At 47.9% G+C, this 14041-nt stretch carries 11 protein-coding genes; 10 read left to right on the top strand and 1 reads right to left on the bottom strand.

What is annotated here, in order from left to right; translation table 11 throughout:
* Positions 1 to 2: 2 nt before the first annotated feature.
* The gene (gene thrS, locus SYNPCCP_RS13510) at positions 3 to 1814 is read right to left on the bottom strand and encodes a threonine--tRNA ligase (RefSeq protein WP_010873787.1); all 1812 of its coding nucleotides are present in this window, start codon (positions 1812 to 1814) and stop codon (positions 3 to 5) included.
* Between the two features lie 171 nt (positions 1815 to 1985).
* Between thrS and SYNPCCP_RS13515 the strand changes: the two genes are divergently transcribed.
* The 10 genes from SYNPCCP_RS13515 to SYNPCCP_RS13560 all read left to right on the top strand — a co-directional run bounded on the left by SYNPCCP_RS13515 (position 1986) and on the right by SYNPCCP_RS13560 (position 14037).
* Positions 1986 to 3581: an Hsp70 family protein gene (locus SYNPCCP_RS13515; RefSeq protein ID WP_010873788.1), complete on the top strand. Its 1596-nt coding sequence runs from the start codon at positions 1986 to 1988 to the stop codon at positions 3579 to 3581.
* A gap of 166 nt (positions 3582 to 3747) precedes the next feature.
* Positions 3748 to 5376: an NAD(P)/FAD-dependent oxidoreductase gene (locus SYNPCCP_RS13520; protein ID WP_010873789.1), complete on the top strand. Its 1629-nt coding sequence runs from the start codon at positions 3748 to 3750 to the stop codon at positions 5374 to 5376.
* Positions 5377 to 5527: 151 nt separating this feature from the next.
* The gene (locus SYNPCCP_RS13525) at positions 5528 to 6412 is read left to right on the top strand and encodes a methyltransferase domain-containing protein (protein WP_014407146.1); all 885 of its coding nucleotides are present in this window, start codon (positions 5528 to 5530) and stop codon (positions 6410 to 6412) included.
* A gap of 23 nt (positions 6413 to 6435) precedes the next feature.
* Positions 6436 to 7455, top strand: coding sequence for a 4-hydroxyphenylpyruvate dioxygenase (hppD, locus tag SYNPCCP_RS13530; RefSeq protein ID WP_010873791.1), 1020 nt, complete (start codon positions 6436 to 6438; stop codon positions 7453 to 7455).
* A 56-nt stretch (positions 7456 to 7511) separates the two neighbouring features.
* Entirely contained in the window at positions 7512 to 8882 is a 1371-nt protein-coding gene (locus SYNPCCP_RS13535) for an aldehyde dehydrogenase family protein (RefSeq protein WP_010873792.1), read from the top strand.
* An 8-nt stretch (positions 8883 to 8890) separates the two neighbouring features.
* Positions 8891 to 9664: a TIGR04283 family arsenosugar biosynthesis glycosyltransferase gene (locus SYNPCCP_RS13540; protein WP_010873793.1), complete on the top strand. Its 774-nt coding sequence runs from the start codon at positions 8891 to 8893 to the stop codon at positions 9662 to 9664.
* A 117-nt stretch (positions 9665 to 9781) separates the two neighbouring features.
* Complete coding sequence (locus tag SYNPCCP_RS13545; RefSeq protein ID WP_010873794.1) at positions 9782 to 10780, top strand: DnaJ C-terminal domain-containing protein; 999 nt, start codon at positions 9782 to 9784, stop codon at positions 10778 to 10780.
* A gap of 28 nt (positions 10781 to 10808) precedes the next feature.
* Complete coding sequence (locus SYNPCCP_RS13550; protein WP_010873795.1) at positions 10809 to 11471, top strand: class I SAM-dependent methyltransferase; 663 nt, start codon at positions 10809 to 10811, stop codon at positions 11469 to 11471.
* 161 nt (positions 11472 to 11632) lie between these two features.
* Positions 11633 to 13303, top strand: a complete 1671-nt coding sequence (locus tag SYNPCCP_RS13555; RefSeq protein ID WP_010873796.1) for a SulP family inorganic anion transporter — start codon at positions 11633 to 11635, stop codon at positions 13301 to 13303.
* A 116-nt stretch (positions 13304 to 13419) separates the two neighbouring features.
* Positions 13420 to 14037 carry a potassium channel family protein gene (locus SYNPCCP_RS13560; RefSeq protein WP_223211294.1) on the top strand — a complete coding sequence of 206 codons (618 nt, stop codon included), beginning with the start codon at positions 13420 to 13422 and terminating at the stop codon, positions 14035 to 14037.
* Positions 14038 to 14041: the final 4 nt, after the last annotated feature.

Below are 14041 nucleotides of genomic sequence, written 5' to 3' on the forward strand. Positions count from 1 at the left end.
CCCTACCAAGTATCGTGATTGGTGACCGTTGCTTGCAATTTTTCCAACACTTCCGTTACAGGAATTTCCCCCAATTCCCCCGAAGCCCTGGTGCGGATATTGAGGGCATTAGCTTCCACTTCCTTCGCTCCAATTACCGCCATAACCGGGATTTTTTGCTTCTCCGCATTGCGGATCATTTTTCCTAGGCGATCGCCACTGGTATCCACTTCGGCCCGTAAACCCAAAGATTGCATTTGTTGGACAATGGATTGGGCAAAGGGTAAAAACTCATCACTCACCGCCAGTAAGCGAACTTGAATGGGAGCTAACCAGAGGGGAAAATCCCCCGCATACTCTTCAATTAAAATGCCGATTAACCTTTCCAAGGAACCGAAGGGGGCCCGGTGAATCATTACAGGGCGTTGGCGGGAACCATCGGCGGCAATGTACTCCAAATCAAACCTTTCTGGTAAGTTGTAATCCACCTGCACGGTGCCCAGTTGCCATTCCCGTTCCAGGGCGTCTTGGAAAATGAAATCTAGTTTGGGGCCGTAGAAAGCCGCTTCCCCTGGGGCTTCAAAATAATCCATCTCTAATTCCTGCACCGCCCGACGGATAGCTCCCTGGGCCTTTTCCCAAGCTTCATCGGAGCCAATGTATTTGTCGGATTCTGGATCCCGGAAAGAGAGGCGGGCTTTAAAGTTTTTCAGTTGCAAACTTTTAAACACGGTCAGAATCAGATCCACTACGCTCAAAAATTCCTCGTCTAACTGATCTGGAGTAACGAATAAATGGGAATCGTCCACCGTAAAGCCCCGCACCCTGGTTAATCCCCCCAGTTCCCCCGATTGCTCGTAGCGATAAACAGTACCAAATTCCGCTAACCGTAGGGGCAAATCCCGATAGGAGCGCAGTTCACTCTTGTAAATTTGAATGTGGAAAGGGCAGTTCATCGGTTTAAGCACAAAGCCCATTTCCTGCGCCGCTTCCTCGGGAGATTCCGCCATCATGGGGAACATATCTTCCTGGTATTTCTGCCAATGCCCCGATTGTTTAAATAGATCTACCCGGGCGATGTGGGGGGTAACCACGGGCAAATAACCCCTTTTAATTTGTTCTTGCTTGAGAAAATCCTCCAAAATGGTGCGGATAATGGTCCCCTTGGGAGTCCAGAGGGGTAAACCGGGGCCCACTGGGTCAGCAAAAATAAATAGCCCCAATTCTTTGCCTAATTTACGGTGATCTCTTTTGAGAGCTTCTTCCTTGCGCCGTTGGTATTCCGCCAATTGTTCCGGGGTTTCCCAAGCAGTACCGTAAATCCGTTGGAGCTGAGCTTTGTTGGCATCCCCCCGCCAGTAGGCCCCGGCCACACTTTCTAAGGCGATCGCCTTGGGATTAATGTCCGCCGTGGATTCCAAATGGGGCCCAGCACAAAGATCCCACCATTGATCCCCCAGATGGTAAACGGTGATGGGTTCGTGGATGCTGTCGAGGATTTCTAATTTGTAGGGTTCTTGGATGGATTCAATTCTTTGTTTAGCCTCTTCCCGACTAATTTCTTCTCGAATTACTGGCAATTTTTTATTGATGATTTTCACCATCTCTTTTTTGATGGCCTTTAAATCTGCCTCTGTAAACGGTTCTGCCACATCAAAATCGTAGTAAAACCCCGTTTCCGTCCAGGGACCAATGGTCACTTGGGCTTTGGGAAAAAGTTTCTGCACCGCCATGGCCATGACGTGGGAAGTGGTGTGGCGGATTTTTTTTAGTTGCTCCGACTCACTGGTACGGGGAAGGGCAATGGTATCGGGGGAAACTACGGTTTTGGCCATGGATTGTGTTTACAAAAAGTTTTCAGACGAAGGAATTCAGCCCTTTCCCATGATACTTGATCCGCTCCCGCCCCCCACTGGGTTGAAGGTTAGACCCATGCTGCTGGTCGAAATCTGGCCCATGGGAACAGGTTATAATCCAAGGCGTTTTCCTTCATCTCTGGTTTTGTCGTGCCCTACGCCATTGATTTTGGTACTACCAATACCGTCATTGCTCGCTGGAATGAAGCAACCCGTCAGGGAAATTTAATTGACCTCCCCTCCCTGAGCCATCCCCTGGGGGATAGTGGCCCTTTGGTTCCCAGTTTGCTATATGTGGAAAATGCCGCCCTCGGCCAAGTGGCGATCGCCAGGGAAGTGCTGGATCGGGGCAGGGATATTTCTACGGATACCAGGTTTTTTAAGAACTTTAAGCGGGGCATTGGGGTGGCAGTGCAGGGATTTTTGCCCCAATTGGATGGCCATACCTTGTCCTTAGAGACATTGGGGCAGTGGTATTTAGATAAATTGATCCGAATATTGACAGAGCAGGAGGGTCAAGGGCCGGATTGTTTGGCTTTAACGGTGCCGGTGGATAGCTTTGAATCCTATCGCCATTGGCTGAGTCACACCTGTCGCAGTTGGGGAGTGGAAGAAGTACGCCTGGTGGATGAACCGACCGCCGCCGCATTGGGTTACGGAGTGGGGGATGCCAGTCAAATCTTGGTGTTGGATTTTGGTGGGGGAACGGTGGATTTTTCCTGGGTGCAATTGGGGGACAGAGGACAAAAGGGTCGTTCGGGATTTTTGCTCAAATGGGGCGGTATTCTTGGGGGTTCTAAAGCGGAGGAAAAATCAGCCCTGGCCAAGGTATTGGCGAAAGCGGGGGCCAATTTGGGCGGGAGTGACATCGATTATTGGATTAGTGAATATTTCACCGAGGCTCAGGGTTTACAGGTTTCCCCCTGGATTAGACGATTAGCGGAAAGATTGAAAATTGCCCTAGGGGAAGCGGAAGAAGCCACAGAGGTTTACTTCGACGATCAAGCCCTGGAATCCTATGAATTTCAACTACGGCGATCGGACTTAACAGAAATTTTGCAACAACGGCAATTTTTTGAACGATTAACAGCCCTGTGGGAACAGGTTCAGCAAACGGCCCAACGGCGAGGTTTGACTCCCGCTAACCTGGATGCAGTGTTGGTGGTGGGGGGCACCAGTCAATTGCCCATGGTGCAGGATTGGATTAACGCCCAATTTCCCGCCGGTAAAATTCGCAATCAACAACCCTTTGGGGCGATCGCCTTGGGAGCGTTGCAAATTTACCAAGGCCGTGAGGTGCAGGATTATCTCTACCATAGCTACGGAGTTAGGTATTGGAATCGGCGTAAAAATAGCCATAATTGGCACCCAATTATTAAAAATGGGCAAACCTACCCCATGGCCGAACCCATTGAATTAACCCTAGGCGCTTCCTTGGATAATCAGCCCAGCATTGAATTAATTGTGGGGGAACTAGGTTCCAGCATTGGGGCTACGGAAGTTTACTTTGACGGTAATCAGTTAATTACCAGGGTTTTAGAAAATCAAGCATTCACGGTCCAACCCCTCAATGACCGCAATGGGGCCCGACAAATTGCCCAACTTTCTCCCCCTGGGGTGCCCGGTGGCGATCGCATCAAGGTCAAATTTTGGGTAGATGACCAGCGCTACCTGCGTCTGACGGTGGAGGATTTGTTGCAGCAAAAGCTGTTACTGGAAAATCAAGTGGTAGCCCAGTTGCGTTAGTTTTTCTACCAAAAAGAATATTTACCGGGAAGTATTAATTAACTTCCATCGCCGGGGATTAGTGGAGCACGATCCTCATCAATACCTTGCCCAGGGAAAAATTCATTCCAGGCGATCGCCACGGTCAGGATAAAATGTTCTACCCGAAGTCGAGGCCAATTTTTTTATGATCACCACCGATGTTGTCATTATTGGGGCGGGGCACAATGGCTTAGTCTGTGCAGCCTATTTGCTCCAACGGGGCTTGGGGGTGACGTTACTAGAAAAGCGGGAAGTACCAGGGGGGGCGGCCACCACAGAAGCTCTCATGCCGGAGCTATCCCCCCAGTTTCGCTTTAACCGCTGTGCCATTGACCACGAATTTATCTTTCTGGGGCCGGTGTTGCAGGAGCTAAATTTAGCCCAGTATGGTTTGGAATATTTATTTTGTGACCCCAGTGTTTTTTGTCCGGGGCTGGATGGCCAAGCTTTTATGAGCTACCGTTCCCTAGAAAAAACCTGTGCCCACATTGCCACCTATAGCCCCCGAGATGCGGAAAAATATCGGCAATTTGTCAATTATTGGACGGATTTGCTCAACGCTGTCCAGCCTGCTTTTAATGCTCCGCCCCAGGCTTTACTAGATTTAGCCCTGAACTATGGTTGGGAAAACTTAAAATCCGTGCTGGCGATCGCCGGGTCGAAAACCAAGGCGTTGGATTTTATCCGCACTATGATCGGCTCCCCGGAAGATGTGCTCAATGAATGGTTCGACAGCGAACGGGTTAAAGCTCCTTTAGCTAGACTATGTTCGGAAATTGGCGCTCCCCCATCCCAAAAGGGTAGTAGCTCCGGCATGATGATGGTGGCCATGCGGCATTTGGAGGGAATTGCCAGACCAAAAGGAGGCACTGGAGCCCTCACAGAAGCCTTGGTGAAGTTAGTGCAAGCCCAAGGGGGAAAAATCCTCACTGACCAAACCGTCAAACGGGTATTGGTGGAAAACAACCAGGCGATCGGGGTGGAGGTAGCTAACGGAGAACAGTACCGGGCCAAAAAAGGCGTGATTTCTAACATCGATGCCCGCCGTTTATTTTTGCAATTGGTGGAACCGGGGGCCCTAGCCAAGGTGAATCAAAACCTAGGGGAACGACTGGAACGGCGCACTGTGAACAATAACGAAGCCATTTTAAAAATCGATTGTGCCCTCTCCGGTTTACCCCACTTCACTGCCATGGCCGGGCCGGAGGATCTAACGGGAACTATTTTGATTGCCGACTCGGTACGCCATGTCGAGGAAGCCCACGCCCTCATTGCCTTGGGGCAAATTCCCGATGCTAATCCGTCTTTATATTTGGATATTCCCACTGTATTGGACCCCACCATGGCCCCCCCTGGGCAGCACACCCTCTGGATCGAATTTTTTGCCCCCTACCGCATCGCCGGGTTGGAAGGGACAGGGTTAATGGGCACAGGTTGGACCGATGAGTTAAAGGAAAAAGTGGCGGATCGGGTGATTGATAAATTAACGGACTATGCCCCTAACCTAAAATCTCTGATCATTGGTCGCCGAGTGGAAAGTCCCGCCGAACTGGCCCAACGGCTGGGAAGTTACAACGGCAATGTCTATCATCTGGATATGAGTTTGGACCAAATGATGTTCCTCCGGCCTCTACCGGAAATTGCCAACTACCAAACCCCCATCAAAAATCTTTACTTAACAGGGGCGGGTACCCATCCCGGTGGCTCCATATCAGGTATGCCCGGTAGAAATTGCGCTCGGGTCTTTTTAAAACAACAACGTCGTTTTTGGTAAAGCAGAAAGCCTAAATCAACATACTAAAAAATGCCTATGGTTCATCATCGGGGTGTATGGCAAGTGAAGCTCAAAATGATAAATGGTTTACCATGTTAGGCCTAAGCACGCCCTGTTCTTAGCATTCTATTGTTATTTCTCTTTGCTTACCATGGCCAGCGCCACCATTGCCAGTGCAGACCTCTACGAAAAAATTAAAAATTTCTACGACGACTCCAGCGGTCTCTGGGAAGACGTTTGGGGTGAGCATATGCACCACGGCTACTACGGTCCCCACGGCACCTATCGGATCGATCGCCGCCAGGCTCAAATTGATCTGATCAAAGAACTATTGGCCTGGGCAGTGCCCCAAAATAGCGCCAAACCACGAAAAATTCTCGATTTAGGCTGTGGCATTGGCGGCAGTAGTTTGTACTTGGCCCAGCAACACCAAGCAGAAGTGATGGGGGCTAGTCTTTCCCCAGTGCAGGTGGAACGGGCGGGGGAAAGGGCCAGGGCCCTGGGGTTGGGCTCAACCTGCCAGTTTCAGGTGGCCAATGCCTTGGATTTGCCCTTTGCTTCCGATTCCTTTGACTGGGTTTGGTCGTTGGAAAGTGGGGAGCACATGCCCAACAAAGCTCAGTTTTTACAAGAAGCTTGGCGGGTACTTAAACCAGGTGGCCGTCTGATTTTAGCGACCTGGTGTCATCGTCCCATTGATCCCGGCAATGGCCCCCTGACTGCCGATGAACGTCGCCATCTCCAAGCCATCTATGACGTTTACTGTTTGCCCTATGTGGTTTCCCTGCCGGACTACGAGGCGATCGCCAGGGAATGTGGGTTTGGGGAAATTAAGACTGCCGATTGGTCAGTGGCGGTGGCACCTTTTTGGGACCGGGTGATTGAGTCTGCGTTCGATCCCCGGGTGTTGTGGGCCTTGGGGCAAGCGGGGCCAAAAATTATCAATGCCGCCCTGTGTTTACGATTAATGAAATGGGGCTATGAACGGGGATTAGTGCGTTTTGGCTTATTAACGGGGATAAAGCCTTTAGTTTGAAGTCCACAATCTCCTAGGTAATTATGGAATTCGACTATCTTCATTTATACGTTGACGATTATCAGTCAGCTCATCGTTGTTATCAACGTCAATGGGGTTTCACTTGCGTAAATAAAATTATTACTGACCAAGGAATTACTGGCATCTACCAACAGGGGCAAATACTTCTGCTAATTTCGGCATCGGAATCTAGTTTGAGTAGATATGCCGACTATCTCCAGAAACATCCCCCCGGCGTAGGTGAAGTCGCTTGGCAGGTGGCCAATTGGCAAAAAATTCAGCATCAATTATCAGAATTACAGATAGAAACCACACCAGTTATTCATCCTCTGACTAAAGCAGAAGGATTAACTTTTTTGCTCTGGGGAGATGTGCACCATAGCATTTATCCTGTTCGTTCTGAGCTAAATCAGAATAAAACATTGCATGGTGTTGGTTTAACGACCATCGACCATGTGGTGCTAAACATTGCCGCCGATCAATTTACCCAGGCTTCCCAATGGTATCAACAGGTGTTTGGCTGGTCGGTGCAGCAGAGTTTTACTGTCAATACGCCCCATTCTGGTCTGTATAGCGAAGCCCTGGCCAGTGCCAATGGGAAAGTCCAATTTAACCTCAATTGTCCCACCAATAACAGTTCCCAAATTCAAACTTTTTTAGCCAATAACCATGGGGCTGGTATTCAACATGTCGCTTTTTCCACTACGAGTATTACGCGAACTGTGGCTCATCTGCGGGAAAGGGGCGTAAATTTTTTAAAAATCCCCACTGGCTATTATCAACAGCAAAGAAACAGTAGCTATTTTAATTATGCAAGTTTGGATTGGGATACCTTACAGTGCCTAGAAATTTTGCTGGATGATCAAGATAATACGGGGGAGCGATTACTGCTACAAATTTTTAGTCAGCCTTGCTATGGAGTAGGCACTCTATTTTGGGAAATTATTGAACGCCGCCACCGGGCAAAAGGATTTGGTCAAGGAAACTTTCAAGCTCTCTATGAAGCGGTGGAGACTTTAGAAAAACAGTTAGAAGTGCCATAATAACTTGGGTTAGGTTATCAATAACTTGTGTGCGTTACTAAAGCATAATTAACATTATGAATACTGCTAAAACTGTTGTTGCTGAGCAAAGGGACTTTTTTCGTCAGGGCAAAACTAAATCAGTCCAAGATAGATTAACAGCTCTAGCAAAATTAAAAACGCAAATTCAAGCCCAGGAAGAGGAAATTATTAAGGCCCTTAAGCAAGATTTTGGTAAGCCCACCTTTGAAAGCTATGTAAACGAAATTTTGGGGGTAATTAGGGAAATTAATTATTATCAAAAACATCTTCAGCAATGGTCTAAGCCCCAACGGGTAGGTACGAATCTGATGGTTTTTCCTGCCAGTGCCCAGTTAAGACCAGAACCCCTTGGTGTAGTGCTAATTATTAGCCCCTGGAATTATCCTTTTTATCTTTGTTTAATGCCCTTGATCGGGGCGATCGCCGCTGGAAATTGTGTGGTGGTAAAGCCGTCGGAATATACTCCAGCTATTAGTGGGGTAATTACCAGATTAATCCAAAATGTATTTTCCCCGGCTTGGGCAACAGTGGTGGAGGGAGATGAAACCATTAGCCAACAATTGTTACAGGAAAAATTTGACCATATTTTCTTTACCGGCAGCCCTAGGGTGGGTCGGTTAATTATGGCAGCTGCGGCAGAGCAATTAACCCCAGTTACGTTGGAATTGGGGGGTAAATCTCCCTGTGTGGTGGATAGGGAAATCAACCTCCAGGAAACAGCCAAACGCATTATGTGGGGCAAGCTAGTCAATGCTGGCCAAACCTGTGTGGCACCGGATTATTTATTGGTGGAGCAATCCTGCTTAGAACAACTTTTACCAGCTTTACAACAGGCAATTCAGATGCTTTTCGGGGAAAATCCAGCCCATAGCCCTGACTACACTCGCATTGTTAACCAACAACAATGGTCACGGTTAGTTAGTTTATTAAGCCATGGCAAAGTAATTACAAGGGGAGATCATAACGAAGGCGATCGCTACATTGCCCCAACTTTAATCATCGATCCAGATTTAAATTCTCCCTTAATGCAAGAGGAAATATTTGGCCCAATTTTGCCAATTTTAACTTATCAGAGTTTGTCAGAAGCAATAGATTTTATTAACATCAAACCTAAACCATTGGCACTTTATTTTTTTAGCAATAATCGGCAAAAACAGGAGGAAATTTTGCAATCTACCAGTTCCGGTAGTGTTTGTTTGAACGATATTTTGCTTCATTTAACTGTGACAGACTTACCCTTTGGTGGGGTGGGAGAAAGTGGTATGGGACGCTACCATGGCAAGGCTACTTTTGACACATTGAGCAATTATAAAAGCATTTTACGACGACCCTTTTGGGGGGAAACTAATTTACGCTATTCTCCCTATGGCAAAAAAATGAATTTAATCAAAAAGTTGTTCTCCTAGGATTATTCATGGCCGACCGTCCCCAGTTGAGTATTATTATTCCCGTGTTTAATGAAGCAAAAATTTTACAAAAGTCTCCGACTGAAAATACCAGACAATATTTGGGACAATTTACCGAGGATCAACGGATAGAAATTTTAATTATTGATGGGGGCAGTCAGGATAGCACAGTGGAGTTATGCCAGACCTATGCTGATTCTTTACCTTTACACGTTTTTATTAGTCCCCAAACAGGGCGGGCTAACCAAATGAATTATGGTGCTAGTTTATCTAGGAGTGAATGGTTATTATTTTTACATTTAGATAGTATTTTGCCCCATGACTTTTTTACTCAAATTGCTGAGATATTAACCAATTCTAGTTACATAGCCGGAGCTTTTGGTTTAACTATTGATCTCCCCGGTAGACCCTATCGTTGGCTAGAAAAATTAATTCTTTGGCGCTCCATTTACGCCCAAAAACCCTATGGCGATCAAGGTTTATTTATCCAACGGCAAGATTTTCAACAGTTGGGAGGGTTTGCTGATTTGCCCATTATGGAAGATTACCAATTTATGCAAAAACTGGGAAAACAACGGGGCAAGGTGGCGATCGCCGGGGGCAAAGTGATTACATCTGGACGGCGGTGGCAAAAGCTGGGGCTACTGCGGACTACGGCCATTAACCAGCTGGTGGTGGCGGGCTATCATCTGGGGGTTTCTCCCCAAACCTTGGTCCATTGGTATCGGGGGGCAAAACCGAATCGGGGGAACCGGCCAAACTCCGACGGGACTTCTTGTTAGAGTAAGTTAGTTAGGGGTAAGGCTGGGGCAGTTTGATCAACTCCATAGCCGGTTTGGATAAACTTTTCCTGGCTTTGCTCCAGGGCGGCAGTTTCAGGTCACAGGAGGGACACTTGTATGGCATCAACAGATTTCAAAGACTATTACCAAATTTTGGGAGTGACCAAAACCGCTTCAGAAGCTGAAATCAAAAAGCAGTTTCGTAAATTAGCACTGAAATATCATCCTGACAAAAATCCTGGGGATAAGGCGGCGGAGGAAAAATTTAAGGAAATTAGCGAAGCCTATGAGGTGCTTTCTGACCCCGAAAAACGCCAGAAATATGACCAATTTGGCCGCTATTGGCAACAGGCTGGCACGGCAGGACAACCCAGTGGCAGCTACGGCCCTGGAGTCGGCGTGGATTTTGGTGGCTTTGACTTTAGCCAGTACGGCAATTTTGACGAATTTATTAATGAACTGTTGGGACGCTTCAATACCCCCGGTGGCGGCGGTCAGAGAACTTCCTACAGCTATTCCACCGGCGGCCCTGGCTTTAATGACTTTGGTGGTTTTGGCAATGCCCAGGCCCCCGCAGGCGATCGGGAAGCAACCCTACAGTTAACTTTGGCGGAAGCTTTTCGGGGAGTGGAAAAACGTCTCAACTTAGGGGAAGAAATGGTCACTGTGCGGATTCCCGCCGGAGCGAAAAATGGCAGTCGAGTACGGGTGAGGGGCAAAGGTATGGCCAGTCCTTACGGTCAAAGGGGGGATTTGTATCTCAACTTGCAACTGACCCCCCATCCATTTTTCCAATTTGAAGGGGATAACCTGGTCTGTGAATTGGCGATCGCCCCGGACGAAGCGGTGTTGGGGGCCGATATTAGTGTACCGACCCCCGATGGCATGGTGCGAATGAAAGTCCCGGCAGGAGTCAAATCCGGCCAATCCCTGCGGTTAAAAGGGAAAGGTTGGCCGAACCCTAAACAGGGCCGTGGTGACCAGTTAGTACGCCTAATCATCACTGCTCCGAAAAATCCCAGCGCCATTGAACGGGAATGCTATGAAAAAATTCAGGCGCAACGGACAGAAAATCCCCGCCAAGCGGTGGAAAAATACGCCAATTTGTTGGCATAGGTTGCCATAGAATTTAACAGGAAAGACCATGGGTAAGGGCATCACCGGTTTTGATCCTAGTCTTTATTCCTATCTGCAAAGCATTAGTGCAGATGATTCGTTCTATCTAGCACAATTGCGGCGGGAAACGGCCCATTTACCCGGTGCCCCCATGCAAATTAGCCCAGAGCAAGCCCAATTTCTTGGTTTGTTAATCAGTTTAACCGGGGCAAAACAGGTACTGGAAATAGGTGTTTTTCGGGGTTATAGTGCCTTAGCCATGGCTTTGCAACTTCCTCCCGATGGTCAAATTATTGCCTGTGACCAAGACCCCAACGCTACCGCGATCGCCAAAAAGTATTGGCAAAAGGCTGGGGTGGCCGAAAAAATTAGTTTAAGGTTGGGGCCAGCACTGGCAACATTAGAGCAGTTGACCCAGGGCAAACCGTTGCCTGAATTTGACTTAATTTTTATTGATGCCGATAAACGGAACTATCCCCGCTATTACGAAATCGGCTTAAATTTACTGCGGCGGGGAGGATTGATGGTTATTGACAATGTGCTCTGGCATGGAAAAGTGACGGAAGTTGACCCCCAAGAAGCCCAAACCCAAGTTTTACAACAATTTAACCGTGACCTAGCCCAGGATGAACGGGTACGGATCAGTGTGATTCCCCTGGGGGACGGCATGACTTTGGCACTCAAAAAATAGCCATTATCCAATTCTCGATTAATCGAATTTAGTAATGGGGGACGTGGACGGGGGTAGAACTTAATTCCTGTCCGGAAATGCTGATGGTTGTGGGTTCCAGATTCATAACCCTGGTCTATGCTGACGATTAGCAATCTTGATGCAATTCCCCTTCCTTTTCCATGGCTACTACCCTGCTTTCCCCCACCCGTTTTGTCCATGGACTTCGTTTCGATAATCTGCGGGGGGATATTTTCGGTGGCATCACAGCGGCGATCGTAGCCCTACCTTTAGCCCTGGCTTTTGGGGTTGCCTCGGGAGCTGGGCCCATTGCGGGACTGTACGGAGCTATTTGTACGGGATTTTTCGCTGCTCTATTTGGGGGAACGCCAGCCCAAATTAGCGGCCCCACGGGGCCCATGACGGTGGTGATGGCTTCCACTTTTGCTAATTTAACCGCTAGTAATCCAGAAAATGGCTGGGCCATGGCTCTCACGGTGGTGATGTTTGGCGGGATTTTTCAAGTAGTTTTAGGCTTACTCGGTTTGGGTAAATACATCACCTTTATGCCCTACACCGTCATTTCCGGTTTTATGTCCGGCATTGGCGTGATCATTGTGATTTTGCAAATTGCACCCCTGTTGGGCCACCAAACAGCCCCTGGGGTAGTGCCTTCCCTGCAAGCAATTCCCACTTATCTCAACGATGTTAATTTTGCCGCCCTGGGTTTGGGCTTGATTGCCCTGGCGATCGTCTTTTTTTCTCCGCCCCGCCTTAACCGGATTTTGCCCGCTCCCCTGATCGCCCTGGTGCTGGGAACGATAATTTCAATGATTTTTTTCGGGAATGTATCTCTACCCCGCATTGGGGAAATTCCCTCTGGTTTGCCCAGCCTTCATTTGCCCTATCTCAGTTGGGGTAGTTTGCAACAAATGTTGCTTTACAGCATCATGTTGGCGGTGCTGGGTTCCCTAGACTCTTTGCTGACTTCCCTGGTGGCAGATAACATTAGTCGCAGTCATCACGATTCCGATCGCGAATTAGTAGGGCAGGGCATTGGCAATCTTGTTTCGGGCCTATGCGGTGGTTTGCCAGGGGCTGGGGCCACTATGCGGACGGTGATTAATATCAATTCCGGTGGCAAAACTCCGATCGCCGGGATGATCCATGCGTTGATTTTGTTAATGATTGTCCTTAAAGCGGGACAGTTGACAGAACCCATTCCCCACGCTGTTTTGGCCGGCATTCTCATCAAAGTGGGTATTGACATTGTCGATTGGAGTTTTCTCAAGCGGGCCCACCAACTTTCCACCAAAGGAGCGGGGTTAATGTACTTGGTGCTGGGATTGACCGTCTTTGTGGATTTGATTACGGCGGTGGCGGTGGGGGTCTTTGTGGCCAATCTGTTCACTGTGAAAAATTTGACCGATCTTCAACTCGAATCGATTAAAAGCGTAACCAGGGCCGATGGGGAGGACTGGCTACTAGAGGAAGAACAACAAATTTTGCGGGCAGCCAATGGTCGCATTTTTATGTTCCATCTCAGTGGGCCCATGAGTTTTGGGGCGGCGAAATCCATTGCCCGCAGGTTAGCCATTGTGGAAAATTACGATGTGCTCATCCTCGATTTGGCCACGGTACCCCGCTTGGGCGTCACTGCCCTACTGGCGATCGAAACCATGCTCAAAGATGCGTTGGCCAAACAAAGGGAAGTTTTTTTGGTGGGGGCCAAGGGGCAAGTCCAGGCTCGTTTGCAAAGGTTGCCGGTATTGGCCCAATTATCTCCCCACCATCGCTTGGAAAGCCGTTTATTAGCTTTACAAATGGCCGCCGTCTGCATCAATGTTGATTAGATGCTTGATGGCCACGGAGCCAGGGATTTATGTTTGGCAAATATCGACAGAAAAATCTTGATAACTGGCATTACCGCAATCTGTTTTGGTCAATTGTTTTATTACTATTTTTTACCATGTTTGTGAAAACGAGAATGGGGGGAACTATTACTTCCATCTTGTTCACGGTGACTATTTTGGTAATGGTAAAAAATATGGCCATCAGCTCTCTTTGGAAAACTTTTCTACGGGGACTAGTGGCGATCGCCTTGGGCTGTGATTTATTAACTTTGTTGATTAGTAATCCCACCATTTCCCAAAGACTCTTTACTTGGGCGGATATAGTCTATGCGGTGTTCTTCGGGGCGGCAGTGATTACCATTAGCCAACAATTGAATAAGGTCCAGAAAGTAGACCAAAATGCTTTATTAGGAGCTATCAGTGTCTATTTACTGATTGGAGTCTTTTGGTTTTTACTCTACCGGATATCCTATATTATTTCCCCCACTAATTTTAACGAATTACAAAGTGATGGGATTAATAATTTCATCTTGCTCTATTTTAGCTTTACGACCTTGACCACCCTGGGCTACGGTGACATAACTCCTACGGATTCCATTGCCATGGGATTGTCCAACATGGAAGCCATTGTCGGTCAAATGTACTCGGTTATTTTTGTTGCTCGCCTGGTTAGTCTTTACACGACTGACCTCAATTGCCACAGTCAGATCCGGGAAGAACAGGAATCTGATTAGAGCC

The sequence above is a fragment of the Synechocystis sp. PCC 6803 substr. PCC-P genome (assembly GCF_000284455.1).
Classification (GTDB): domain Bacteria; phylum Cyanobacteriota; class Cyanobacteriia; order Cyanobacteriales; family Microcystaceae; genus Synechocystis.